General features: G+C 59.1%; 23 protein-coding genes. 8 read left to right on the forward strand and 15 right to left on the reverse strand.

The annotated features are described in order from the left end of the window. Window positions 1-35 precede the first annotated feature (35 nt). Window positions 36-1,307: an HlyC/CorC family transporter gene (locus R5R33_RS03475; protein ID WP_404810379.1), complete on the forward strand. Its 1,272-nt coding sequence runs from the start codon at window positions 36-38 to the stop codon at window positions 1,305-1,307. Between the two features lie 17 nt (window positions 1,308-1,324). Here the strand turns inward: R5R33_RS03475 and rnhB are convergent, their stop codons facing one another. The 15 genes from rnhB to rpsB form a co-directional block, all read right to left on the reverse strand. Continuing rightward, window positions 1,325-1,939, reverse strand: coding sequence for a ribonuclease HII (gene rnhB, locus R5R33_RS03480; protein ID WP_318954661.1), 615 nt, complete (start codon window positions 1,937-1,939; stop codon window positions 1,325-1,327). A 45-nt stretch (window positions 1,940-1,984) separates the two neighbouring features. Beyond that, window positions 1,985-3,112, reverse strand: a complete 1,128-nt coding sequence (gene lpxB / locus R5R33_RS03485) for a lipid-A-disaccharide synthase (protein WP_318955691.1) — start codon at window positions 3,110-3,112, stop codon at window positions 1,985-1,987. A gap of 38 nt (window positions 3,113-3,150) precedes the next feature. Then, on the reverse strand, window positions 3,151-3,930 hold the full coding sequence (lpxA, locus tag R5R33_RS03490) for an acyl-ACP--UDP-N-acetylglucosamine O-acyltransferase (RefSeq protein ID WP_318954662.1): 780 nt from the start codon (window positions 3,928-3,930) through the stop codon (window positions 3,151-3,153). Window positions 3,931-4,015: 85 nt separating this feature from the next. Next, on the reverse strand, window positions 4,016-4,453 hold the full coding sequence (gene fabZ / locus R5R33_RS03495) for a 3-hydroxyacyl-ACP dehydratase FabZ (protein WP_318954663.1): 438 nt from the start codon (window positions 4,451-4,453) through the stop codon (window positions 4,016-4,018). Between the two features lie 91 nt (window positions 4,454-4,544). Next, entirely contained in the window at window positions 4,545-5,624 is a 1,080-nt protein-coding gene (gene lpxD / locus R5R33_RS03500; RefSeq protein ID WP_318954664.1) for a UDP-3-O-(3-hydroxymyristoyl)glucosamine N-acyltransferase, read from the reverse strand. A gap of 23 nt (window positions 5,625-5,647) precedes the next feature. Next, entirely contained in the window at window positions 5,648-6,163 is a 516-nt protein-coding gene (locus R5R33_RS03505) for an OmpH family outer membrane protein (protein ID WP_318954665.1), read from the reverse strand. A 115-nt stretch (window positions 6,164-6,278) separates the two neighbouring features. After that, window positions 6,279-8,849 carry an outer membrane protein assembly factor BamA gene (gene bamA, locus R5R33_RS03510; RefSeq protein WP_318954666.1) on the reverse strand — a complete coding sequence of 857 codons (2,571 nt, stop codon included), beginning with the start codon at window positions 8,847-8,849 and terminating at the stop codon, window positions 6,279-6,281. Between the two features lie 88 nt (window positions 8,850-8,937). Further along, entirely contained in the window at window positions 8,938-10,296 is a 1,359-nt protein-coding gene (gene rseP, locus R5R33_RS03515) for an RIP metalloprotease RseP (RefSeq protein WP_318954667.1), read from the reverse strand. A gap of 9 nt (window positions 10,297-10,305) precedes the next feature. Continuing rightward, complete coding sequence (ispC, locus tag R5R33_RS03520) at window positions 10,306-11,538, reverse strand: 1-deoxy-D-xylulose-5-phosphate reductoisomerase (protein ID WP_318954668.1); 1,233 nt, start codon at window positions 11,536-11,538, stop codon at window positions 10,306-10,308. A gap of 124 nt (window positions 11,539-11,662) precedes the next feature. Then, on the reverse strand, window positions 11,663-12,508 hold the full coding sequence (locus R5R33_RS03525) for a phosphatidate cytidylyltransferase (protein ID WP_318954669.1): 846 nt from the start codon (window positions 12,506-12,508) through the stop codon (window positions 11,663-11,665). 90 nt (window positions 12,509-12,598) lie between these two features. Beyond that, window positions 12,599-13,360: a polyprenyl diphosphate synthase gene (uppS, locus tag R5R33_RS03530; protein WP_318954670.1), complete on the reverse strand. Its 762-nt coding sequence runs from the start codon at window positions 13,358-13,360 to the stop codon at window positions 12,599-12,601. Next, complete coding sequence (frr, locus tag R5R33_RS03535; protein WP_318954671.1) at window positions 13,360-13,917, reverse strand: ribosome recycling factor; 558 nt, start codon at window positions 13,915-13,917, stop codon at window positions 13,360-13,362. Before frr ends, uppS begins: the two co-directional genes overlap by 1 nt. Beyond that, the gene (gene pyrH / locus R5R33_RS03540) at window positions 13,914-14,651 is read right to left on the reverse strand and encodes a UMP kinase (RefSeq protein WP_318954672.1); all 738 of its coding nucleotides are present in this window, start codon (window positions 14,649-14,651) and stop codon (window positions 13,914-13,916) included. Before pyrH ends, frr begins: the two co-directional genes overlap by 4 nt. 290 nt (window positions 14,652-14,941) lie before the next feature. After that, complete coding sequence (tsf, locus tag R5R33_RS03545; RefSeq protein ID WP_318954673.1) at window positions 14,942-15,805, reverse strand: translation elongation factor Ts; 864 nt, start codon at window positions 15,803-15,805, stop codon at window positions 14,942-14,944. Between the two features lie 121 nt (window positions 15,806-15,926). Then, complete coding sequence (gene rpsB / locus R5R33_RS03550; RefSeq protein ID WP_318954674.1) at window positions 15,927-16,673, reverse strand: 30S ribosomal protein S2; 747 nt, start codon at window positions 16,671-16,673, stop codon at window positions 15,927-15,929. Between the two features lie 445 nt (window positions 16,674-17,118). Here rpsB and map point away from each other — a divergent pair, with 445 nt between their 5' ends. From map to dapE, 7 genes are all read left to right on the forward strand, one after another. After that, complete coding sequence (gene map, locus R5R33_RS03555) at window positions 17,119-17,889, forward strand: type I methionyl aminopeptidase (RefSeq protein ID WP_318954675.1); 771 nt, start codon at window positions 17,119-17,121, stop codon at window positions 17,887-17,889. Window positions 17,890-17,998: 109 nt separating this feature from the next. Beyond that, window positions 17,999-20,734, forward strand: a complete 2,736-nt coding sequence (locus R5R33_RS03560) for a [protein-PII] uridylyltransferase (RefSeq protein WP_318954676.1) — start codon at window positions 17,999-18,001, stop codon at window positions 20,732-20,734. 46 nt (window positions 20,735-20,780) lie between these two features. Then, window positions 20,781-21,956, forward strand: a complete 1,176-nt coding sequence (gene dapC / locus R5R33_RS03565; RefSeq protein ID WP_318954677.1) for a succinyldiaminopimelate transaminase — start codon at window positions 20,781-20,783, stop codon at window positions 21,954-21,956. A 34-nt stretch (window positions 21,957-21,990) separates the two neighbouring features. Then, complete coding sequence (nth, locus tag R5R33_RS03570; protein WP_318954678.1) at window positions 21,991-22,659, forward strand: endonuclease III; 669 nt, start codon at window positions 21,991-21,993, stop codon at window positions 22,657-22,659. 36 nt (window positions 22,660-22,695) lie between these two features. Beyond that, a complete protein-coding gene (locus tag R5R33_RS03575; RefSeq protein ID WP_318954679.1) occupies window positions 22,696-23,043 on the forward strand; it encodes an ArsC family reductase in 348 nt (115 codons plus the stop codon). A 53-nt stretch (window positions 23,044-23,096) separates the two neighbouring features. Beyond that, the gene (gene dapD, locus R5R33_RS03580; protein ID WP_318954680.1) at window positions 23,097-24,128 is read left to right on the forward strand and encodes a 2,3,4,5-tetrahydropyridine-2,6-dicarboxylate N-succinyltransferase; all 1,032 of its coding nucleotides are present in this window, start codon (window positions 23,097-23,099) and stop codon (window positions 24,126-24,128) included. Between the two features lie 82 nt (window positions 24,129-24,210). After that, window positions 24,211-25,341, forward strand: coding sequence for a succinyl-diaminopimelate desuccinylase (gene dapE, locus R5R33_RS03585; RefSeq protein ID WP_318954681.1), 1,131 nt, complete (start codon window positions 24,211-24,213; stop codon window positions 25,339-25,341). Window positions 25,342-25,416: the final 75 nt, after the last annotated feature.

The raw sequence follows: 25,416 nt of genomic DNA on the forward strand, positions 1-25,416 counted from the left end.
CAATATCGCCCTGACCCCATAAAAAGAGTTCTCCCTTGAACGAGATGCCTCCCGGCCTACTGTTTGCACTGATAGGCCTGTTGATAGTTATTTCCGCTTTTTTTTCCAGCTCTGAAACCAGCATGATGGCGCTGAACCGCTACCGCCTGCGCCATCAGGCCAAAAGCGGCCACCGCGGCGCCATGCGCGCCGTGGACATGCTGTCGCGCCCGGACAAATTGATAGGCGCCATCCTGATTGGCAACAATCTGGTCAACATTCTCGCCACAAGTATCACTACAGCACTGTTCATGCGACTCTACGGCGAGGCTGGCGTCGCCTATGCCACCGTAGCCCTTACCTTTGTGGTACTCATATTTGCCGAGGTGACCCCGAAAACCATTGCCGCGCTCCACCCGGAAAAAATCGCATTCCCGGCCAGCGTGATTCTGCGCCCACTGATGTGGCTGATGGCACCTTTCGTATGGTTTGTAGGCAGTATTTCCAACGGTCTCGCACGCCTGGTAGGCGTGGAGGCCGGTAAGGAGTCCGAAGCCGAACACCTGGCACCGGAAGAACTGCGCACCGTGGTATTTGAATCCGGCGCGCTGCTACCCACCAAGCACAAGGGCATGCTGCTGAACGTGCTGGACCTGGATCAGGCCACCGTGGAAGACATCATGATTCCGCGCAACGAGGTTATCGGTATCGACCTCGACAGCTCCGCCGAGCAGATTCTGAAACAGCTGTCGGAGAGCAGTTACACCCGCCTGCCAGTCTACCGCGGTGACATCAATCAAGTGGTGGGCATCCTGCACCTGCGGCGCGCGGCACAGATACTGCGCGACGGACCGGAATCCCTCACCGCGGAAACATTGAAATCCCACCTGGACGAAACCTATTTCGTTCCCGAAGCAACCCCGCTGCCGACACTGCTGATGAACTTTCAGCAGAAGAAGCGCCGCATGGGCCTGGTGGTGGACGAGTATGGCGAAGTGATGGGAATTGTGACCCTGGAAGACCTGCTGGAAGAGATTGTCGGCGACTTTACCGCGAGCTCGGTTCCCAGTGACGACGAGGAAATCGTTGAGCAGGAGGGCGGCTGGTATCTGGTGGACGGCGGCACGTCGATTCGCGAAATCAACCGCACCCTGCACTGGGAACTCCCCACCGACGGCCCAAAAACCTTCAACGGCCTGATCATGGAGCACCTTGAGAGTATTCCAGAGGGCAATATCAGCCTGTATATCCAGAACTATCTGATCGAAATTGTGGAAGTATCCGACAAGATGATTACCAGCGCGCGGATCAGAAAGGCCGGCGGCTGATTCCGAAGAGCCTCTGCTTACACCAGCGCCAGCTGCCGCTGCACCGGCGCAAAACTCTTGCGGTGAATCGGCGTAACCCCCAACTGCGCCAGCGCCTCTATGTGTGCCTTTGTCGGGTAGCCTTTATGGCCGGCAAGGCCATACCCCGGATACTGCTGATCCAATAGCACCATCTCCCGGTCCCGCGTTACCTTGGCAAGAATGGACGCCGCCGCAATTGCGGCCACCCGATCGTCGCCCTTCACCACCGTATCGCAGGCGTAATGCCAGCCGGGCTTGCGATTTCCATCCACCAACACAAATTCAGGTTGCAGCGACAACTGCTCAACCGCACGCTTCATTGCCAACATGCTCGCATGCAGGATATTAATCTGGTCGATTTCCTCAACCGTCGCGCGGGCGATGGCAAAACTCAGCGCTTTTTCGCGGATCTCGTCAAACAAGGCCTCGCGTTTTTTTTCACTGAGTTTTTTCGAGTCCGCCAGCCCCGCAACCGGGTTTTGCGGGTCCAGGATCACCGCCGCGGCCACAACATCACCCGCCAGCGGCCCGCGCCCGACTTCATCGACGCCGGCGAGCAGTGTACCGGTATACGAGCATACGTAAGGAGGCAGTGTAGAGCTGGATTTCATGGGGATTCTATTCGTAACGGGAAAGATAGATTCGTCGGAAAAAAATTAACTATGCAGCAATTTACATACGGCATCCGCGGCTTTTTCCGACGCGTCGCGGCGCAGCTGCTGGTGCAGCTCAGTAAACGCTCTTCTCAGGCGATCACCGAGTAGTGGATCGTCAAAATAATTCAGCAGCGCCGCGCCCAGTGCTTCCGGCGTGGCGTCATTCTGGAGAATTTCCGGTACCAGTTCGCGCTGGGCCAGCAGGTTCGGCAGGGAAACCCAGGGGGTGTGTAGCATGCGCGAGAAAATCGCATAGGTGAGCGACGCCATTTTATAGGCCACCACCATGGGCTTATTCATCAGCATGGTTTCAAGGGTAGCCGTACCGGAAGCAATCAGCACCGCATCTGCGGCAGCCAGCGCCTGCTGGGAATTGCCATCCAGAACGGTTACGGGAAGCGCATCGATACCCGGCAGCTGCGTCAGTTGCTGCTCGATTTGCACCTTGCGATCCGGGCTCGCCGCCGGCAATACGAACTTCAGGTTTGGGCGGCGCTGGTAACACCAGAGTGCCGCCTGTAGAAATAGCGGCCCCAACAACCGGACCTCACCGCCGCGACTGCCCGGCAGCAGCGCCACAACCTCATCCTGCGGGGAGAATCCGAGCGCCTGCCTCGCTGCCAGAACATCCACATCCAGGGGAATCTCATCCGCTAGCGGATGGCCGACGAACGTGACCGGCACCTGGTGCTCGCGATAAAAATCCGCCTCGAACGGCAACAGGGTGAGCATGTGATCCACCGCGCGGGCGATTTTTTTGATGCGCCCCTGTCGCCAGGCCCATACCGATGGGCTGACATAATGCACAGTGGGAATACCGGCAGAGCGCAGCGCCTCTTCCAGCCCCAGATTGAAGTCTGGCGAATCAATGCCGATGAAAACATCGGGCGGGTCCGCGAGAAAATTCTCGCGCAGGGTACGGCGGATCCGCAGCAGCTCCGGCAGCCGCTTCAACGGCTCCACCAGCCCCATGACGGACAGGCGGTCCATCGGGAACATGGATTCTGCACCCAGTGCCTGCATGCGTGGACCGGCAATACCGCGAACTTCCACCGCAGAAAAACGCTTTTTGAGCGCTGCAATCAGGCCCGCACCGAGAATATCTCCCGAAGCTTCGCCCGCCAGCATACCGACACGCAGTGTGCGCGCTTCCACTAACGACGCCCTCAACGAACGATGCCGCGGGTCGAATTTTGCAGGGAGTCGATCCACGGCTGGATTGCCGCCGACTCCTGGCGCAACTGCAGCAGTGACTCCAACGCCTCATCGGTGGTCAAACCGCGGCGGTAAACAATCTTGTAAGCACGGTTGATCAGCGCGATGTCCTCGCGGCTGAATCCCCGACGGCGCAGGCCTTCGGCGTTGATGGTCTTGGCCTCTGCGGGATTGCCAGTCACCATCACATAGGCCGGCACGTCCTTGCCGACACCACAACCCATACCGGTAAACGCGTGTTCGCCGATGCTGCAGTGCTGGTGGACAAGGGTGTATCCACTGAGGATTGCCCAGTCCCCTACCTGCACATGGCCGGCAAGTGCCACGTTGTTGACGAGAATGGTGTTATTGCCGATCACACTGTCGTGGCCGATATGGGCATAAGCCATCAGCAGATTGCCATTGCCGATCGTGGTCTCACCGCGGTCCTGAACCGTACCGCGATGAATCGTGACCCCCTCGCGAATCACATTGTCATCACCAATCACCAGCGTGGTCGGCTCGCCCTGATACTTCTTGTCCGGGGTATCCTGCCCCACAGTGGCAAACTGGTATATGCGGTTGTTTTTACCCAGCCTGGTCGGCCCGCTGAGCACAACGTGAGAGGCGATGTCACAACCATCGCCGATCTCCACACCCGGTCCAATTACGCTGTAAGGGCCGATTTGCACGCCTTCGCCAATTTTTGCCGAGTCATCGACAATGGCGGTCGGGTGAATCCTGGTCTGCATTCCGTGGTTTTCTCCTCACCGGTTCGGGCTACGCAAAGAATTCAGATTACGGTTCATTGCGCCCCCGTCATTCACTCGCTGTGGTTCAGATTTTCTTTACCGCACACAGAATATCCGCGGAGGCTGCGAGCTCACCGTCAACGCTGGCCTTTCCGGCAAACTTCCAGATGCCTCGACGCTCGGAAATCACTTCAGACTCCAGCTGCAGGCGATCACCCGGGACGACCTGGCGCTTGAAACGCACATTGTCGATGCCTGCAAACAGGTACAGGTAACCATCTTCGGGCTTCTGCCCGAGGGTTTTAAAGCCGAGAATACCGGACACCTGGGCCAGCGCCTCCACGATCATCACGCCGGGAAAAATCGGCATTTCCGGAAAGTGGCCATTGAACACCTCCTCATTGATAGAGATGTTCTTATAGCCTTTGATCGACTTACCCTTTTCCAGCTCGACAACGCGGTCCACCAGAAGAAAAGGATAGCGGTGCGGAAGATATTGACGAATTTCCTGTACGTCCATCATGACGAATTGTCCCCAGAAACCACTTCGGGGCGTCGAACGCCCCGAATTTGCTTAAAAAATCTGACTGATTGAAATCGGCAAGGTGCGGAATCTATTCCAGATCACCTCGCGGCGTATTGTCTGTCACCTGTCCAAGACTAGCTGCAAATGCTTTTTCGAGCTCGCTCAGGCGACGGGCCATCTGGTCCAACTGCCCGAAACGCACCGCATTTCGACGCCACGAGCGACTATCGGAAAACGGCGTACCACTGGAGTAGGAACCGGCCTCATCTATGGATTTGGTCACCAGCGAGCGGGCGGTAACGTGACTGCGATCGGCGATGGTGACGTGACCGACAATACCGGCGCCGCCGGCAATGGTGCAGTGTTTGCCGATGACCGCACTGCCAGCCACCGCGGAACAAGCAGCCATGGCTGTATAGTCACCGATTTGCACATTGTGCGCGATTTGCACCATGTTGTCGATCTTGACCCCACGGCCAATTACTGTGTTGCCAAGCGCTCCACGGTCGATGCAAGTACAGGCTCCGATCTCTACCTCGTCGGCAATTTCGACGCCTCCCAGCTGATGGATTTTGGTCCACCGCCCCTGGCTCGGCGCGAAACCGAAGCCATCGGCGCCGATCACCGTGTTGCTGTGCACGCTACAGTCGGCACCGATATAGCAGCCATGATAGATGACGACATTGGGAAAAAGCCGTGAACGAGCACCGATTTCACTGCCCTCGCCCACCACACAGCCAGCTCCGATCACGGCGTGCTCGGCAACCTTGGCATGGGCCTCGATGACAGCAGCGGGGCCGATATACGCCGTAGAGTGTACTTCCGCACTGGGATGCACAGAGGCGCTCGCGTCCACACCGGCGGCATATTGCGGGGTTTTGTCGTAAATCGCAGTCGCAAGGGCAAACGCGTGATACGGATTTGCCACCACCAGCGCGGTTACCGGGCAAGTGGCCGCCAGCTCTTCCGTCACCAGCACGGCACAGGCCCTGGTGTCAGCGAGAAACCGCCGGTAATTGGCGCTGGCGAGAAAACTGACTTCGTTTTCACAGGCGTCCTGCAGGGTGTTGAGACCGGCAGGGACCTGATCACCACGGGCACCAGGCGCCAGGCGCAACTGGGCGCCCAGCGTTTCAGCCAACTGAGCCAGCGTTGGCTGCTCGTTCATGGATTTGGTCACTTTTCGGAAAATTACTTCGCGGCGTTCAGGCGCTTGACCAGCTCTTCGGTCAGGTTGGCATCAGTACCTGCATATACCGCCGCGCTGGCGTCCAGTACCAGATCCAGCTTGCGCTCTTTGATAACAGCTTCCAGCGCTTCCTTGGCCTTCGGCAGCAGGTCTTTTTGCAGATCCTGGACAGCCTGCCCTTCCATTGCGCGCAGCTTTTTCACTGCGGTTTCGAAATCAGAGCGCTTGAAATTCATCTTGCGTTGTTCCTCGGCCTTTTTTTCTTCAGACCAGGTCACGCCATTTTTCTGCGCGTCTTCCGCCATTTTCTGCACTTCCGCGCGGATGCTTTCCGCGCTGTTTTGCAGCTGGGAGTACTCGGAGCTGGTCTTCAGTGCATTGATTTTCGCAGTCGCCTTTTCGGTACTCATGATGGCAGCCTGGATATTCACTACGGCAACTTTGGTTTGCGCAGACGCAGCACCGGCAAACAGCAGACCCGCCAAAATAATTGCAGTGGCTTTAACAAATTTGAACACGTTTATTCTCCGTAACTCGGTAAATTTCAGGTGCCCCTTAAGGCACACATTATTATCAAAAACAGCCTGCCGCCCCGCACAAAACCCCAAACGGGAGCGGCGACATACCCTCTATTTAGAAACTGTTGCCCAGCGAGAACTGGAACACTTCCACATCGTCGTCCTCGTTTTCACGCAGCGCCTTGGAAAGGCTGAAGGTGAGCGGACCAAATCCGGTAATCCAGGTCAGGCCAATACCGGCAGAGACGTTAAGGTAATCGACGTCAATATCGTAACAGTTAAGTTGGGTAGCGCCACAGCTGCTGCTGAAAACGTTACCCGCATCGATAAAGAATGCCGACTGCATTGAGCGCTGATCTTTCACGAACGGAATCGGGAAAATCACTTCCGCACTGCCTTCCACCAGAATATTGCCACCGAATGGATCGGGACGGCGACCGGAGGACTCCGTCACCAGTTCTCCGGTATCGGTATTCAATACATAACACCGCTTGGTGACACTGCCTTCAGCATCCACCGCACAGCTCACGTAGTCATAGAACTCCGCCGGAGTGGAGCGCGGCCCAAGGGTGTTGCGCTCGAAACCGCGCACCGAGCCGAAACCACCGCCGTAGAAGTTTTCAAAGAACGGCAGGACGTCAGTATCGCCATAGCCATCGGCGTAGCCGAGTCGGGTGCGCAGACGCAGAGTGAAATCCTTGGTCAGCGGGCGGAAATACTGTGCGGTATAGATGAATTTGTAGTATTCGAGGTCACCACCGGGCAGCGCGATCTCCATGGATGCTTGCTGCGAAGCACCGCGGGTGGCAAGAATGCCACGGTTAAGCGTCGAGCGCGCGTACGACGTGGTCAGTGACCAGGTATCAAACGCGTCGCCGTACAGATCGACGAAACCATCGTAATTCATATTCAGCAAGTTCGGACCCAACTCGCTGCTCAGATCCAGCGCTTCACCCGCCTCCACGGCTGCAGCAAGCTCTTCAGAAATGGTGGTGAGATCACCGAGATCGACCTCACCAGTCACACCGCTGATCGGACGCGGGCTGGCGATGATTTCCTGAACCGAGCTACTACCGGTGCTCAGCTCCAGATGGTTGAAGCCCACATTCAGGCCAATACGGGAGATTTCAGAAATCGGATAACCGAAGCTCAGTCCCGCACCATAGGTGGTGGTGTTGTAGCTGGACAGGTTGATCTCAGAGTAGTCGCGCTCCTGGTAGAACACGTTGAAACCGCGGCTGACACCGTCCGGCGTGAAGTAAGGATCGGTATAGGAAAAATTCACCACGGTCTGGTAACGGGAGGTATTCACCGCGAAGCCGACGGATTTACCGGTGCCAAGCCAGTTGTTTTCCTGAACGTTGGCGCCCAGTACCAGGCCGCTGCCCTGGGCGTAACCTACGGTACCGCCGATGGAGCCGGAAGGTTGCTCTTCTACGGTGTATTCCACGTCAATCTGGTCGGACGTACCCGGGACCTCAGTGGTTTCCACCTGTACTTCCTTGAAGTATCCGAGACGTTCGAGGCGCACCTTGGACTGCTCGATACGCGCCGAGGATGCCGAGGCGGATTCCATCTGCCGCATTTCCCGGCGCAGTACGTCGTCAGAGGTACGGGTGTTACCGCGGAAATTGATGCGGCGCACATAGGCACGCTTGCCCGGGTCGATAAAGAACGTAACCTTAACGGTTTTGTCTTCTTCATTGGCTTCGGGCATACCGTTCACTTCCGCAAAGGTATAGCCCTCATTCCCCAGTCGCTTGGTAATATAGTCGGAGGTGGTGGTCATCAGGACCTGGGAAAAAGTCTGCCCCTTGCGCACCAGCAACAGGCGGCGGATCTCCTCCTCGGAGACTACCGGATCACCGGCCAGCTCCACATCGGACACCGTGTATACATCACCCTCGGTGATATTGACGGTGATGAAAACGCTTTTCTTGTCCGGGCTCAGCGACACCTGGGTGGAGTCGATCTTGAACTCAAGATAGCCGCGGTCGAGATAATAGGACTCCAACCGCTCGAGGTCGCCGGTCAGTTTCTCGCGGGAGTATTTGTCGTCACTGTTCAGCCACGACAGCCAGCCGGTGGTCTGCAGTTCGAAAATTTCGCCCAGCTCGTCATCGGAAAACGCCTGGTTGCCGACCACGTTGATGTGCTTGATCGCTGCAACAGAGCCCTCGTCCACCACAACTTTCAGTTCAACCTGGTTGCGCGGTAGCTCTTTCACTTCGGTTTTCACACTGGCACCGTAGCGGCCCTGGGCCACGTACTGGCGCTGAAGCTCCTGCGCCAGGCCTTCCAGCGTTGCGCGCTTGAAAATCTGACCTTCGGCAAGACCGTTGTCGTTCATCCCCTTCAACAGGTCTTCGGTCTTGATCGCCTTGTTGCCGGTGATTTCAATCTTGGAGATAGCCGGACGCTCGCGCACGGTGATAACCAGTACACCGTTCTCACGACCGATCTGGATATCCTGAAAGTATCCAGTACGGAACAGCGCACGGGTCGCACTCTGGATTTCCACGCTTTCAACCTGATCGCCCACCCGTACAGGCAGTGCAGCGAACACGGTACCGGCGGAAACCCGCTGCAGGCCCTCTACGCGAATATCGTTGACCACAAACGACTGCGCGTAGGCGGTAATTGGCAGTGCCAGGCCGAGCGAAGCCGCTTTCAGGAAATTTTTCATCTACTAATTCCGAGTTTTTATTCGCAATTCCAGCCGGGCCTCGGGCCCGTTCAATTCTGTTGTGCCGTCAGGCACCCAAATCAGACATCTAAAGTCGAAGAATGTCGTTGTAAAGGGCCAGCGCCATGATCCCCAGCACCATGGCCATTCCCACCTGCAGGCCGATCATCTGCACCCGCTCGGATACCGGCGAGCCCTTGATGGCTTCGATACCGTAGTAAAGCAGGTGCCCGCCATCCAGAACCGGGATGGGCAGCAGGTTCAGCACGCCGAGACTGATACTCAGCAATGCCAGCAATGACAGGAATGACTGCCAACCGGCGTTCGCCGAGGTGCCGGCCACTTTAGCAATGGTGATTGGGCCACTCAAGTTGCGGGTCGAGAGCTGCCCGAACAGCAGTTTTTTCAGGCTGTCGAGAGTGAACAGCGTCTTGCTCCAGGTTTCCTCGAGCCCCTTTTCAAACGCACTCAATACGCCGTAGTGGTAGCGACGCACCTTGTCTTCCGGCCAGGAAGCACCGACCGGCGCCACACCAACGCGACCGATCTGCTCACCGTTGTCCAGTTTGACCAGGTCGGGCGTGACGGTGAGTACCTGCTCCGCTCCGTCCCGCAGTACTGTTATCTGCACCGGCTGCTGCGGGTGCGCCTTGATGTAACCGGTCCAGTCGTCCCAGGTGTCGAATTCGCGCCCGTCGGTCGCCACAATTTCATCGCCGACCTGCAAGCCGCCCTGCTCCGCGGGACTGCCGGGCATAACCTGGGACAGTTTCATACTGGCTTCAGGCACCCACAGTGAAACGCCGATTTCCTCCAGCGGGTCAGGCACCTCCTGGCCCGCCAGCCAGCGGTCGATATCCGCATACATGTGGTATTCCAGGGAAGAATCCGGATAGCGCACGGTAAACTTGATATCGCCGGTATCCCCGAGGCGATTGGCCAGGCGCCAGTTCAGGGCCTGCCAGGTAGGTGTGGAGTGATCATCGACCGAGACAATTTCCTGCCCCTGCTCGAGGCCGGCAACCGCAGCCAGACTACCCGGCTCCACTTTGCCGACCACCGGCACCGGCCCGGAAGTACCACCGAGGAAAACACCCCAGAACAGCACAATCGCGAGAAGAAAGTTGGCAACAGGGCCCGCCGCGGCAATGGCCATACGCGCCCATACACTCTTGCGGTTAAACGCGCGATCCAGCTCTTGCGGCGCCACCACGCCTTCGCGCTCGTCGAGCATCTTGACGTAGCCGCCGAGGGGTATTGCAGAAATAGTGAACTCGGTGCCGTGGCGATCGTAGCGGGAAAACAGGCGACGGCCGAAGCCGACGGAAAAACGCAGCACCTTGACCCCGCACCAGCGCGCCACAATAAAGTGGCCGAACTCGTGAAAGCTCACCAGGACACCGAGGGCTACCAGAGCCCAGACTGCAGTCTGTAAGAAATCTAGCATGGGGTCAGTTTACATTGATCTCGTTTGCGGGCGCGCAGCACCCGTACGGGCGCCATACAGTTCTTCCAACACCTCTACTGCCCGTTCACGAGCACTCTGATCAGCCAGTTCGACTGCATCCAGGCCCGTCAGTTCAACCACTTCCGTGGTTTTCATCACCTTTTCGATGAGCCGGGCGATCCCGGTGAACGGCAATATGCCGGAGAGGAAGGCATCTACGGCAACTTCATTGGCGGCATTCAACGTAGTCGGCGCACTGCCGCCGACTTCCATCGCTTCCCGCGCCAGACGCAGACAAGGAAAACGCGACTCGTCCGGAGCCTCGAAATCGAGCCGCCCCTGAGCAATCAGGTCCAGTGCGGCAACGCCGCTGTCGATACGCTCTGGAAAGGCCAGTGCGTGGGCGATCGGCGTGCGCATATCGGGGTTACCCATTTGCGCCAGCAGCGAGCCATCCCGGTACTGCACCATCGAGTGCACGATACTTTGCGGGTGCACCACCACCTGAATATCCGCCGGTGTGGCGTGGAAAAGATAGCAGGCTTCGATGAACTCCAGTCCCTTGTTCATCATGGTGGCGGAATCCACGGAAATCTTGCGCCCCATGGACCAGTTCGGGTGCTTGCACGCCTGCTCCGGCGTCACCGAATCCAGCGCCGCAAGGTCTGTGGTGCGGAAAGGGCCACCGGAACCGGTCAGCAGTATACGCTCGACCCCCGAGCCGTCCAGGCTTTCGCAGGGATAGGGAAGGCACTGGAAAATGGCGTTGTGTTCGCTGTCGATGGGCAGCAACTGCGCGCCACTTTCCGCCAGCGCGGCCATAAACAGCGGCCCTGCCATCACCAGGGATTCCTTGTTCGCCAACAGCACCTTCTTGCCGGCGTGCACCGCCGCCAGTGTCGGTTTGAGGCCGGCGGCCCCCACGATCGCGGCCATCACTACCGCGACTTCATCGTCCGCCGCCACCCGGCACAGAGCCTCGATACCCCACAGTACCTCGGTGGTGAGATTGTCGGCTTGCAACGCCTGTCGCAGCTGCGCTGCCTTTTCCTGGTCCAGCACCACCGCATAGCGCGGGGAAAAACGCCGACATTGCTGCGCCAGTTCATCGACGCGGTCGCGGGCGGTAAGCGCGAATACAGAATACTTTTGCGGATGACGCGCCAGTACATCCAGGGTACTGACACCGATGGAGCCGGTGGACCCGAGCACACAGACAGGTTGTGGGGTCGTGGAATACATTGAACGAATTACCTCTGCGGCGCCGAAGCACACCGCAGCAAGCGGGTGTCGGAGCCGATTCTCGTCAGCAGTATTGATAGCGGGCGATTGATTGACAATGGATCGCGCGGTTTACGGGTCGTCACTACAGATACTTGTGCAGCTCGCTGGCCAGCGCCGCCATGGTGAATACCGGCAGGGCTGCTGTGAGACTGTCGAGTCGATCCAGGATGCCACCGTGCCCCGGCAAAATCCGGCTGCTGTCCTTGATACCACGGTGGCGCTTGAACATGCTCTCTACCAGGTCACCGATCACCGATGCCAGCGCAGTTACCAGCACACCGACGGTAAACAGCGTGGTGTTTTTCGCTGGCAGTTCAAACGCATAGGAAACCAGCAGCGCCAGAACCAGACAGGCCGCGAGGCCGCCAAAAAATCCCTCCCAGGATTTGCCCGGGCTCACCTCGCGGGCGAGCTTGTGTTTGCCGTACTTGCGGCCGACAAAATAAGCCCCGACATCCGCGGCGACCACGATCGCCACCACGAACAGCACCAACCAGGCGCCGTGTTCGAGCCCCTGCAGGATAACCACCGACAGCCACGCGGGAACCAGTACCACCAGGCCGATCAGGCCGCGGGCCCAGCGATTGCCCCACAGCATCGCACTGGCGGGATACCCCTGCACCCACAAAAATGCGAGCGCCCACCAACCACAGGCCACCACCAGAATCTGGCGCGCGCGGTCAACATCGGGGCTTGAGAAATCAAAATTGAAAACGTAACTGGCAGTGCCGACGAGCGCGGCGCCGAGGGCACCGAGGAATACAAACCGCAGCGCGCGATTCAGATTGGAAAGGTTTGCCCACTCCCAACCACCCAAAAGGATGATCGCCGCCACCACGATGGCGAACCACTGCATGGGCACGAAGAACAGCAGCCCGAGGAACAGAGCAACCAACACCAGCGCGGTAATTATTCTTTGTTTTAGCACCGTTTAACCCTTGATCAGTTCAATCTGGCAACCGGTAGAGCGCACCTGCCGCATCCATCGCAAACGTATGTTTCACATTTGCTATCGCAATCAGGCCTGCGCTTCCAGTCCATCTTCACTGCGGCCACCGTAACGGCGATCGCGCTGGCGGAAAGCCGCTATGGCCTCATCCAGCTCTTCGACCCCGAAATCCGGCCACAGCGTATCGGTAAAATAAAATTCACTATAGGCGGCTTGCCAGAGGATAAAGTTGCTGATGCGTTGCTCCCCACTGGAGCGGATCAGCAGATCCACCGGCGGGAGATCCGCCAGTTGCACCCGCTCTGCAAGCGCCGCCTCGTCTATAGATTCCACGGAGCGGCGACCACTGGCCACCTCTTCTGCCAGCGCGCGGGCAGCCTGGGCGATATCCCATTGGCCGCCGTAATCTGCAGCAATCACCAGCGTGCCCTGCTCGCCGCCCCGGGTCATCGCTTCGGCTTCCGCAATGGCCCGCTGCAGCCGCGGCGAGAACCGGTCGCGACGACCGATCACCCGCAACTCGACCCCTTGCTCCTGCATCCGCCGCGCTTCGCGCCGCAGATAGGAGTGAAACAGGGTCATCAGCAACTCCACCTCTTTCGGTGGACGCTGCCAGTTCTCACTGGAAAATGCGAACAGGGTGAGCGCCTCCACACCGCGCTCTTTGCAGGCCTCGATCAGATCGCGGATCCGCTCGACACCCGCCTTGTGCCCGGCAGACGGCGACAGCCCCTTGCGTGCGGCCCAGCGACCATTGCCATCCATGATTATGGCAATATGGCGCGGTCCCGCAGGTTCCCGTCCCGTCACATCCGTACCGCTCACAGACATCAGATTTCCATCAGATCCTTTTCTTTTGCCGCCAGCGCTTTCTCCACTTCGGCAACGTACTTGTCGGTCAGCTTCTGAATCTCGTCTCCTGCGCGGCGCTCATCGTCCTCGGAGATTTCTTTGTCTTTTTCCAGAGCCTTCACTTCCGCCAGCGCATCGCGGCGCACGTTGCGGATGGCGACACGCGCGTTCTCCGCTTCACCCTTGGCCTGGCGAATGAAGTTTTTGCGGGTCTCTTCCGTCAGCATCGGCATCGGGATACGGATCACACTGCCAGCGGTGCTCGGGTTCAGGCCGAGGTCGGACTTCATGATCGCTTTTTCGATGTCCGGCACCAGGTTCTTTTCCCACGGGGTTACGGACAGGGTACGCGCGTCTTCCACGGTGACGTTGGCCACTTGCGACAGCGGGGTATCTGAGCCGTAGTAGGAAACCATAACACCATCGAGGATGCTCGGGTGTGCGCGGCCGGTACGGATCTTGTTGAAGTTGCTTCCCAGCGCTTCGATGGATTTTTTCATGCGCCCTTCGGCGTCTTTTTTGATGTCGTTGATCACTGATTCACATCCTCTTCAATAAGTGTGCCCTCTTCGCCGCCCACAACGATGTTCAGCAGTGCGCCGGTCTTGTCCATCCGGAATACGCGCACAGGCAGATTGTGTTCGCGGCAGAGGCAGATTGCCGTTAAATCCATAACCCCGAGCTTCTTGTCGAGCACCTCATCGTAGGTGAGGCGGTCGTAGCGGGTGGCATCGGGCACCAGTTTCGGGTCGGCGGAGTAGACGCCGTCCACCTTGGTGGCCTTCAATACCAGCTCGGCGTCAATCTCGATCCCCCGCAGACAGGCGGCGGAGTCGGTAGTGAAAAACGGGTTACCGGTACCGGCGGCAAAAATCAGCACTTCGCCCCGCTCCAGGTAGCGAATGGCGGCGCGACGATCGTAGTGGTCGACAATACCGCTCATCTGGATCGCGGACATGACCCGCGAGGAAATATTCGAGCGCTCCAGTGCATCGCGCAGCGCCAGCGCATTCATGACCGTAGCCAGCATACCCATGTGGTCACCGGTCACACGGTCGAGTCCGGCAGCATTCAGCGCCGCGCCGCGGAACAGGTTGCCACCGCCGACCACCAGGCCGACCTGCACACCTATGCCCACCAGCTGGCCGATCTCCAGCGCCATCTTGTCCAGTACTTTGGGGCTGATTCCAAACCCCTGTTCGCCCATCAGCTCTTCTCCGCTGAGCTTTAACAGGATTCGCTTGTACTTACGGTCTTTAATACCTGGCATCCCTTGTTCCTCAACTGTCACGGGCTAAATTCTGGGTTGAGACGCAAATCCTGTTCCGATTCACGCCCGCCGAACATTACAACAAATTCGGCGCTTTACCTATGGCTTTGCCGAGCGCGCAGGTCACTGAACTTTAGATTCGGCCGCTCGCGCAACCAATCGTTCAATTTGCAACCAGTACATTTACGACAAGCCAGATACCAGCGCGGGGTGTCCCGGTGCCATTCTGATGAACACACCGGGAACACCCCGCTGGTGCCAGCGACTCACAGTCGCCGGCAATCAAGGCATCAGGAGCTGGATTTGACCTGCGCAGCTACTTCCGCTGCGAAGTCCACCACTTCCTTCTCGATACCTTCGCCTACTTCGAAGCGCACAAAGCCCAGAACATCCGCGCCCGCGTCCTTGGCCAGCTTGCCAACGGTCACGTCCGGGTTCTTGACGAAGGGCTGCTCAACCAGGCTGTTTTCCTTCAGGAACTTGTTGATACGGCCGCCCATCATCTTCTCGACGATTTCGGCAGGCTTGCCAGCCATATCCGGCTGCGCCTTGATGATTTCCTTCTCTTTCTCAACCACTTCCGGAGACATGTCTTCCGGCTTCACAACCTGCGGGTTGGACGCGGTTACGTGCATGGCGATGTCGCGCGCGAGCTCCACGTTGGCGCCACTCAGGGCAACCAGAACCGCGAGGCGGTTGTTGGAGTGTACGTAGGCGCCCACAACCGGAGCTTCTACCAGCTGAATGCGACGCACACCGATGTTTTCACCGATTTTCTGTACCAGCGCTTCGCGGTCAGCTTCCAGCGCGCCTTCCATCAGCGCAGCTACGTCCTGCTGACGCTCGGCAAATGCCTTGTCCACAACCTTGGCAACAAAGCCCAGGAAGTTGTCGTCGCGGGCAACGAAGTCGGTTTCGGAGTTCACTTCAACCAGAACACCGTAGCTGCCGTCTTCGGCAACTTTGGCAGCAACAACGCCGTCGGCGGCGGTGCGGCCAGCTTTCTTGGCGGCCTTCAGGCCAGATGCCTTGCGCAGGTCGTCGATCGCTTTTTCGATGTCACCATCGGCTTCGGTCAGTGCTTTTTTGCACTCCATCATCGGCAGACCGGTGCGCTCGCGCAGTTCTTTTACCATTGACGCGGTAATCGCCATGATTCAATCCTCGGGTTCAGATTCAAATTCTTTGATGGATTTGAAAAAAAGGGGCCGGATAAGAGGCCCCTTTTCCCTGCAGCGTAACTCAGATTTGTTACACCGCCAGTAGCCTTGCGGCTTATTGCGCAGCGGCTTGGTCGTCGCCGGCTTCGACGTACTCGCTCGGAGCAGCGTTGCCACCCGCATTCGCAGCACCGGCCAGTACGGCGTCGGCTACGGCAGTGGTGTACAGCTTGATCGCGCGGATGGCGTCGTCGTTACCCGGGATAATGTAGTCAACACCTTCCGGGCTGCTGTTGGTATCCACGATACCAATAACAGGAATACCCAGCTTGTTGGCTTCCTGAATCGCGATGCGCTCGTGGTCAACGTCGATCACGAACAGCGCATCCGGCAGACCGCCCATGTCCTTGATACCACCGATGGAGCGCTCGAGCTTCTCCATGGCACGGGTACGCATCAGAGCTTCTTTCTTGGTCAGCTTCTCGAAGGTGCCGTCCTGGGACTGGGCTTCCAGATCGCGGAAACGCTTGATGGAAGCGCGGATGGTTTTGTAGTTGGTGAGCATACCACCCAGCCAGCGGTTGCTGACGTAAGGCTGACCTGCACGCTCCGCCTGCTCCTGAATGGACTTCTGCGCAGCGCGCTTGGTACCAACGAACAGAACCTTCTTCTTCTGCGCAGCCATACCCTTGATGATCTGCAGCGCTTCGTTGAAGGCCGGAACAGTGTGCTCCAGGTTGATGATGTGAATCTTGTTGCGGGCACCAAAGATGTATTGACCCATCTTCGGGTTCCAGTAGCGAGTCTGGTGACCAAAGTGGACACCAGCCTGCAGCATATCGCGCATGCTGACTTGCGGCATAATAAACCTCAATTTTCAGACGGAAGCGGCGGATTTAACGAAATTCCGGCCATTTCCCGGGTTGCATCCTCCATATACCCCATTCACCAATCCCCGCCAGCAGCCGAAGCCGTGACCGCGGAGACACCCAGGCGAATGTGCCGGTACATGTGCGGCGTTTGTATGGAATCAGGCACCGGGTGCCTATTCCAGATGATAGTTTTCGCTCGGGACATGCCCAAAGCGGCGCGCTTTATACCACATCCCCCCGATCGCTGGAAGCGCAAACACCGCCAGGAACCGTCCGTCGCCCCACGGAATCCAGCCGCTTATACCATAGCAGCGGCGCTCTGATGCCGCCGGGCGGCAATTCCGCTACAATACCGCGCCGCAACCGGCGGCCGGACGCAACGGCCCCGGGCAAGACACATCGACCGAGCAACGAACGAGTTACCTGGAAAGCTTCATGACCAATGCCGTAAAGACACCGGAACAGATCGCCAAAATGCGCACCGCGGGCCGCCTGGCCGCAGAAGTACTGGAGATGATCGGCGAATATGTGGTCCCCGGCGTCACCACCGAGGAGCTTGACCAACGCTGCCATGACTATATCGTCAACGTACAGCAGGCCATCCCCGCCTGCCTCGGCTACCGCGGCTTCCCGAAATCCATCTGCACGTCGGTGAATGAAGTCATCTGCCACGGCATCCCGGCAGAATCCAAGGTGCTGAAGAAGGGCGATATCATCAATATCGATGTGACCGTGATCAAGGATGGCTGGTACGGCGACACCTCCAAGATGTACTTTGTTGGAACCCCCGCCCCCCATGCTGAACGCCTGGTCAAGGTCACCCAGGAGTGCCTGTACAAGGCCATCGAAATCGTGCGCCCCGGTACCACCCTCGGCGATATCGGCCATGTGATCCAGCAGCACGCCGAGAGCAACTATTACTCGGTGGTAAAGGACTTCTGCGGTCACGGTATTGGCGAGGTCTTCCACGAGGACCCGCAGATCCTGCACTACGGCAAGCCCGGTACCGGACAGGTGCTGGAAGAAGGCATGACCTTCACCATCGAACCCATGATCAATGCCGGCAAGCCCGGCAGCCGCGTGCTGCGTGACGGCTGGACTGCCGTGACCGTAGACCGCCGTCTGTCCGCCCAGTGGGAGCACACCATGGTGGTCACCGGCACTGGCGTTGAGATCCTGACCGCGCGCAAGGAGGAGTCTTTCTAAGCCACCTCGCACATCGAGGCGGCACAACCGCGCGAACATGGCCTGAAGCGGCCAGGGAAGGAACAACCGGTACAGTGAAGAGCCCTGTGCCGAACCGGAATCTATATCGATGAATTCCATGCAGCTGGCCCAGATCCCGCATTTTGAAAAGCCCCTGTTTTTCTTCGACCAGTCGCGCTTCCGCCGCGACCTCGAAGAGGGCGCGCGCCCGCGCCTGGAAATCTTCCGCGACGCGGTAGGCGCCGCCAATACCCAGATGGCCAGGCGCTTTCGCGAGGGTGAGGACGTACGCACCCTGGTCTACGAGCGCGCCCTGTTCGTCGACTGCCTGCTGCACTACGCCTGGTACCAGTACCAGTGGCCGCAGAACATCGCCCTGCTGGCGGTGGGCGGCTACGGCCGCGGCGAGCTCCATCCCAAATCCGATATCGATCTGCTGATCCTGAGCGACGACAAGCCAGACGCCGCCGCAATCGACAATATCGAGCGTCTTGTCGCCTTCCTGTGGGACCTGAAACTGGATATCGGCCACTCTGTGCGCACCATCGAGCACTGCGTGGAAATGGCCGCAGCGGATATCACCGTCGCCACCAACCTGCTGGAATGTCGCACTGTGGTCGGCAACCCCGCCCTGTGTGAGGCGCTGACCGAGCGCATGACGCCGGATGACCTGTGGCCGGCGGACAAATTCTTCCAGGCGAAATTTGAAGAGCAGGAGGAGCGCCACCGCAAGCAGCGCGGTGCCGAATACAACCTCGAACCCAATATCAAGAACGCGCCGGGCGGCCTGCGGGATATTCAGACCATTAACTGGGTTGCCAAGCGCTATTTCCAGGTGCGCACCCTGAAGCAGCTGCAGGGCAAGGGCTTTTTCACCGAGCAGGAATTCGCGATCCTGCAGTCCGGTGAAGACTTCCTGTGGCGGGTGCGCTACGGCCTGCACCTGCTGGCGGGCCGCCCGGAAGAGCGGCTGTTGTTTGACTACCAGCGCGAGCTGGCGCGGGAGTTCGGCTACAAGGACAACGAGTCGCACCTTGCGGTCGAGCAGTTCATGCACACCTACTACCGCATCGTGATGGCACTGCGGGAGCTGAATGACGTGCTGCTGCAGTTCCTCGACGAGGTGATCCTGCAACGTGGCAAGCACCTTCCGGTAACCCCCATCAACGAGCGCTTCCAGTTGCGCGGCAACACCATCGAAGCGACGGTGACCCGCACCTTCACCGAGAACCCCTCGGCGCTGATGGAAATCTTCGTGCTGATGGCGAAAAACCCGGAAATTCACGGGGTGCGCGCGTCCACCATCCGCCTGATCCGCGAGCATCGCCACCTGATCGACGACCAGTTCCGCGCCGACCCCACCAACGCGCGCCTGTTTATGCAGCTGCTGCGCAGCCCCCGCGGCCTGTCCACCCAGCTCACACGCATGACCCGCTACGGGATTCTCGGCCGCTACCTGCCGGAGTTCGGCCGCGTCACCGGGCAGATGCAACACGACCTGTTCCATATCTACACCGTGGACGCCCACACCCTGCAGGTGGTGCGCAACATGCGCAGCTTCCGCGGCGATGACGCCTGGGAGAAATTCCCGCTGGCGGCGGAAATCCTGTCGCGCATGCGCAAGCCGGAGCTGCTGTATATCGCCGGCCTGTACCACGATATCGCCAAGGGCCGCGGCGGCGACCACTCCAAACTGGGAGTGGTAGACGCGGAAGCCTTCTGCCAGCGCCACGATCTCTCCGCCCGCGACACTCGCCTGGTGTGCTGGCTGGTGGAAAAACACTTGTTGATGAGTGCGGTGTCGCAGAAGCAGGACATTACCGATCCGGAAGTGGTGCACGCGTTTGCCGCCGAAGTGGGCGACCGCGAGCACCTGGATTACCTCTATGCGCTGACCGTGGCAGACATCAACGCCACCAACCCCGACCTGTGGAACAGCTGGCGCGCCAGCCTGATGCGCCAGCTGTACCAGTACACCCAGCGCGCCCTGCGCCGCGGACTGGAAAACCCAATCGACCGCGACGAAATTTATGAGGAAACCCAGGCCCAGGCGCGCAATATGCTGCGCGCCATGGGGATTCCCAGCAACGCGGTGGAAGACATCTGGTGTGAAATGGGTGAGGACTATTTCGTGCGCGAGAGCGCCGACAACATCACCTGGCACACCGCCGCCATCTACCAGCTGCAGAAAGACCCGCAGCGCGACGCCGACAGCGACACCTTGGTACTGACACGCAACTCCGGGCCGGGCGAGCACGACGGCGCTACCGAAGTGTTCGTCTACACCCCGGACAGGCCCAACGTCTTCGCCGCGGTGGTGACCGGTCTCGACATGCTGAACCTGAACATTCACGATGCGCGCCTGTACAGCTCAGCCGGTGGCTACACCCTGGATACCTTCTACGTGCTGGACGAATACGGGCAGCCGCTGCTGGACGAACCCCAGCGCCTGGAACAGATCCGCAACACCCTGCAGAAAGAGCTGAAGCTGGTGGAGGACTACTCCAAGGTCATCAAGCGCCGCACCCCGCGCCGCCTGAAAATGTTCCACCTGCCGAGCCAGGCCCACATTTCCACCGAGCCGGAAGATACCTACAGCACGCTGGAAATCACCAGTGCCGACCGTCCCGGCCTGCTGGCGCGTATCGCGAGGATTTTTATTACCCACGATCTGCGCCTGCACAACGCCAAGATTTCCACCCTGGGCGAACGGGTCGAGGATATTTTCCATATCACCGATGCCGACGACGAGCCACTCACGGACCCGGCACTGATCGAACTGCTGGAACAGGCCATCTGCCAGGAGCTGGACGCGCATCAGGCGACGCTGCCACCACAACCGTAATTGGCGAGCCGCTAACGAACACAAGCGAATAAACAGACTCAAGATTATGAATCCGAATTTGCAACAGCTGCAGCCCTACCCTTTTGCCAAGCTGGCAAAATTGAAAGCGGGCATTGAGGGCCCGGCGGAGCTCGCCCACATCGCGCTGTCCATCGGCGAGCCCAAGCACACACCGCCAGCCTTTGTGCGCGACGAACTGATCGACAACCTCGACAAGCTCGCCGCCTATCCGCTCACCAAGGGCATAGACCCACTGCGGGAAACCATCGCCCACTGGCTGTGTAATCGCTTTCAGTTGTCAACGCTGTGTGCCGACTCCCAGGTGATCCCGGTCAACGGCACCCGCGAAGCGCTGTTCGCCTTTGCCCAGGCCGTCGTCTCGCCGGGCTCCACGGTGCTGATGCCGAACCCGTTCTACCAGATCTACGAGGGCGCTGCGTTTCTCGCCGGCGCCACGCCGCACTTTATCAACTGCAGTGTGGAAACCGGCTTCAAGCCGGATTTCGCTTCCGTACCGGAATCGGCCTGGGCATCCTGCGACCTGCTCTACCTGTGCACCCCCGGCAATCCCACCGGTGCGCTGCTGGATCTCGACGACCTGAAACAACTGATTGCGCTCGCGGACAAATACGATTTCACCATCGCCTCCGATGAGTGCTATTCCGAGCTTTATTTCGACGAGGGCAACCCGCCTGCGGGCCTGCTGCAGGCCTGCGCGGAACTCGGCCGCCACGACTACCGCCGCTGCGTGGTCTTCCACAGCCTGTCCAAGCGCTCGAACCTGCCGGGGCTGCGCTCTGGTTTCGTCGCCGGCGACGGCGAGATCCTGGAAAACTTCCTGCTGTACCGCACCTACCACGGCTGTGCCATGCCGGTGCCCACCCAGTACGCGTCCATCGCCGCGTGGCAGGACGAGCAGCACGTGAAGGAAAACCGTGAACTCTACCGGCGCAAGTTTGACGCGGTACTGGAGATTCTCGACGGCTGCCTGGATGTCCAGAAACCGGAAGCGAGCTTTTACCTCTGGCCCAAAGTGGGCGACGGCGAGACCTTTGCCCGCGAACTGTTTCGCCAACAGCACATCACCGTACTGCCCGGCGCCTACCTGGCCCGCGAGACCAACGGTGTGAATCCCGGTGCCGAATATGTGCGCATGGCGCTCGTCGCCACCCTGGATGAGTGTATTGAAGCAGCGAAGCGCATCCGCAGCTTCTGTCGGTAACTAATCTGTAGAAGCCTGCCAGCAGGCGAACAATATGATGGTAAAAAACCTACTCAAACAGGAACGGGTGGACTACATCCAGAATCGGCTCGAGGAACTCTATCCGGAGACGCCGGTCCCCCTCGACCACTTCGATGCCTACTCCCTGCTAATAGCGGTTCTGCTGTCCGCGCAGTGTACCGACGAGCGGGTAAACCAGGTGACCCCGGGACTGTGGAAGCTCGCGGATAATCCCCACGACATGGCGCAGGTGCCGGTGGAGAAAATCCGCGAGGCGATCCGCCCCTGCGGCCTGTCGCCGCAAAAATCAAAGGCGATCCAGAAGCTCTCGGAAATTCTGGTGAACCAGTACCACGGCAAGGTACCGGAAAATATGGCGGCACTGGAAACATTGCCGGGCGTGGGACACAAAACCGCGAGCGTGGTGATGTCCCAGGCCTTCGGTCACCCGGCCTTTCCGGTGGACACCCACATCCACCGCCTGGCCCAGCGTTGGGGGCTCACCTCTGGCAAAAACGTGGTGCAGACGGAAAAGGATCTGAAGCGGCTGTTCCCGGAAGACAAGTGGAACAAACTGCACCTGCAGATCATTTTTTACGGCCGTGAATTCTGTTCTGCACGCGGCTGCGATGGCACCGTGTGCGAGATCTGCACCACCTGCTACCCAGCGCGCAAGAATCCGAAAAAAGTCAAAAAGGCCTGATGCGGCCCGCTTACTGAGAACCTCACAGGAAATACGATGATTACCCTTTACGGCATCAAGAACTGCGACACCGTAAAAAAGGCCCGCAAGTGGCTGGATGAACACAAGGTGGAATACGCTTTCCACGACTTCCGCGAAGACGGTATGCACAGTGTGCCGCTGGCGGACTGGCTGAGGGAATTTGGCTGGGAGCAGGTGTTGAACCGCCGCTCCACCAGCTGGCGCGAATTGAGCGAGGCACAGAAAAATGTGCTCGACGATGCAAGCGCCGAAGCCCTGGCCAATGAAACACCCACACTGATCAAACGCCCGGTAATGACCAGGGGCGGAAGCACCCTGTTTGGCTTCAAAGCCGACAGCTACGCTGCGTTCACCAAATCGTAAACGCACCCGAGCGCTTTACCGAAAAAATCCAGATTAAGGAAAAGGAAACCAACATGAGTAACTTGTTCAGCATCGGCTTCGGTGTAGGCACCTGTAATGACAAGGGCGAGTGGCTGGAAGTGTATTTCCCCCAGCCCATGCTTTACCCCTCTGAAGAAGTAGCCAAAGCGGTTACCGGTGTTCTCGACATCACCGGCGGCAACGTCGCCGTGGCGCTGGAAGAAGCGCAGCTGCAACCGCTGGCAAACCAGCTGGAAAACGCGGGCTCTGCCGAACAGGCCGCCATTCTGCGCCAGTTCGCCACCAGCCAGCGCCCGCTGGTTGCGGTGGTACTGCACAGCGACGACGCGCCGCAGTCTGTACCCGAGTCCTACCTGAAACTGCACCTGCTGTCGCACCGTCTGGTAAAACCCCACGGCACCAAGCTGGATGGTATTTTCGGTCAGCTGCCGAACGTCGCCTGGACCAACAAGGGCGCCATCGACCTCGCCGAACTGCCGGCTCGCCAGCTGGAAGCGCGCCTCCAGGGCGAACTGCTGGAAGTTTCCTGCGTGGACAAGTTCCCCAAAATGACCAACTACGTGGTGCCCAAGGGCGTGCGTATCGCGCACACCGCGCGTGTGCGTCTGGGTGCTTACCTGGGCGAAGGCACCACCATCATGCACGAGGGCTTCGTGAACTTTAACGCGGGCACCGAAGGCCCGGGCATGATCGAAGGGCGCATTTCTGCCGGCGTTTTCGTGGGTGCCGGTTCTGACCTCGGCGGCGGCTGCTCCACCATGGGCACCCTGTCCGGCGGCGGCAACATTGTGATCTCCCTCGGCGAAGGCTGCCTGCTCGGTGCCAACTCCGGCACCGGCATTCCGCTGGGCGACCGCTGCACCATTGAATCTGGCCTGTACATCACCGCCGGCACCAAGGTCGCCGTTCTGGATGACAAGGGCGCGGTGGTTGAATCGGTAAAAGCGCGCGATCTGGCGGGCAAGTCAGACCTGCTGTTCCGTCGCAACTCCGCGACCGGCGCGGTTGAGTGCCTGACCAACAAGAGCGCCATTGAATTGAATGCCGAGTTGCACAGCAACTGATTCAATTGCTTACCGGGCCCGCACTTGCAGGGCCCGGCAACCCTCCCAAAAAATTCCGGAACCCCCACCTGGTTATCCCCGCATGACTCCGACAGTAGAACTCACCTGCGACCTGATCCGTCGTCAATCCGTTACTCCCGAAGACGCGGGCTGCATGGAACTGATGCTCGAGCGCCTGGAAAAAATCGGCTTCAAAACCGATCACCTGCGCTTTGGCGATACCGATAACTTCTGGTCCGTACGCGGCGAAGAAGGCCCGCTGTTTGCCTTCGCCGGCCACACCGACGTGGTACCGACCGGCCCCGCAGCCAACTGGCAAAACCCGCCGTTCGAACCCCAAATCATCGACGGTATGCTCTACGGCCGCGGCGCCGCCGACATGAAAGGCTCACTGGCCGCGATGGTTGTGGCTTGCGAAGAATTCGTCGCCGTACACCCGGACCACAAAGGACGCATCGCATTCCTGATCACCAGCGACGAAGAAGGCCCGGCCAAACACGGCACCGTGAAAGTGGTGGAATGGCTGGAAGCGCGCAATGAAAAAATCACCTGGTGCCTGGTCGGTGAGCCCTCGAGCACTACACTCGCCGGCGACGTGATCAAGAACGGGCGCCGCGGATCGCTCGGTCTCGAGCTCACCGTATTCGGTGTTCAGGGCCACGTGGCCTACCCGCATCTGGCGGAAAACCCGGTGCACAAACTCGCTCCCGCACTCGCCGAATTGGTCGCGGAAGAATGGGACCAGGGCAACGACTTTTTCCCGGCCACCAGTTTCCAGGTTTCCAATATCAATGGCGGCACCGGTGCCACGAATGTGATACCCGGGGACGTGAATGTCGTGTGCAACTGGCGTTTCTCCACCGAGACCACCGCCGAAGATCTGGAGCGCCGCGCGCGCGCCATTTTTGACAAGCACGGACTCAAGTACGAAGCCAATTTCAACCTTTCCGGCCAACCTTTTCTCACCGCAGAGGGGCCGCTGGTAGAGTCCGCCCAGGCCGCCATCCGCAAGGTTACCGGCCGCGAAACCGAACTCTCCACCGCCGGCGGCACCTCCGACGGTCGTTTTATCGCACCCACCGGTGCGCAGGTTGTGGAACTCGGTCCGGTAAATGCCACCATCCACAAGGTGGATGAGTGCGTGAAAGCCGAAGACCTGGACCTGGTGAAAGATATGTATCGGGAAATTCTCGCCGGCCTGCTGGCGAAGTAAACCGCCGCTGCAATAGTTTTCAGTACGCCAAAGCCGTCCGACATTTGTTTTTCTGCAAAATCGGACGGCAACTCA

Source organism: Microbulbifer pacificus, from assembly GCF_033723955.1.
Classification (GTDB): Bacteria; Pseudomonadota; Gammaproteobacteria; order Pseudomonadales; family Cellvibrionaceae; genus Microbulbifer; species Microbulbifer pacificus.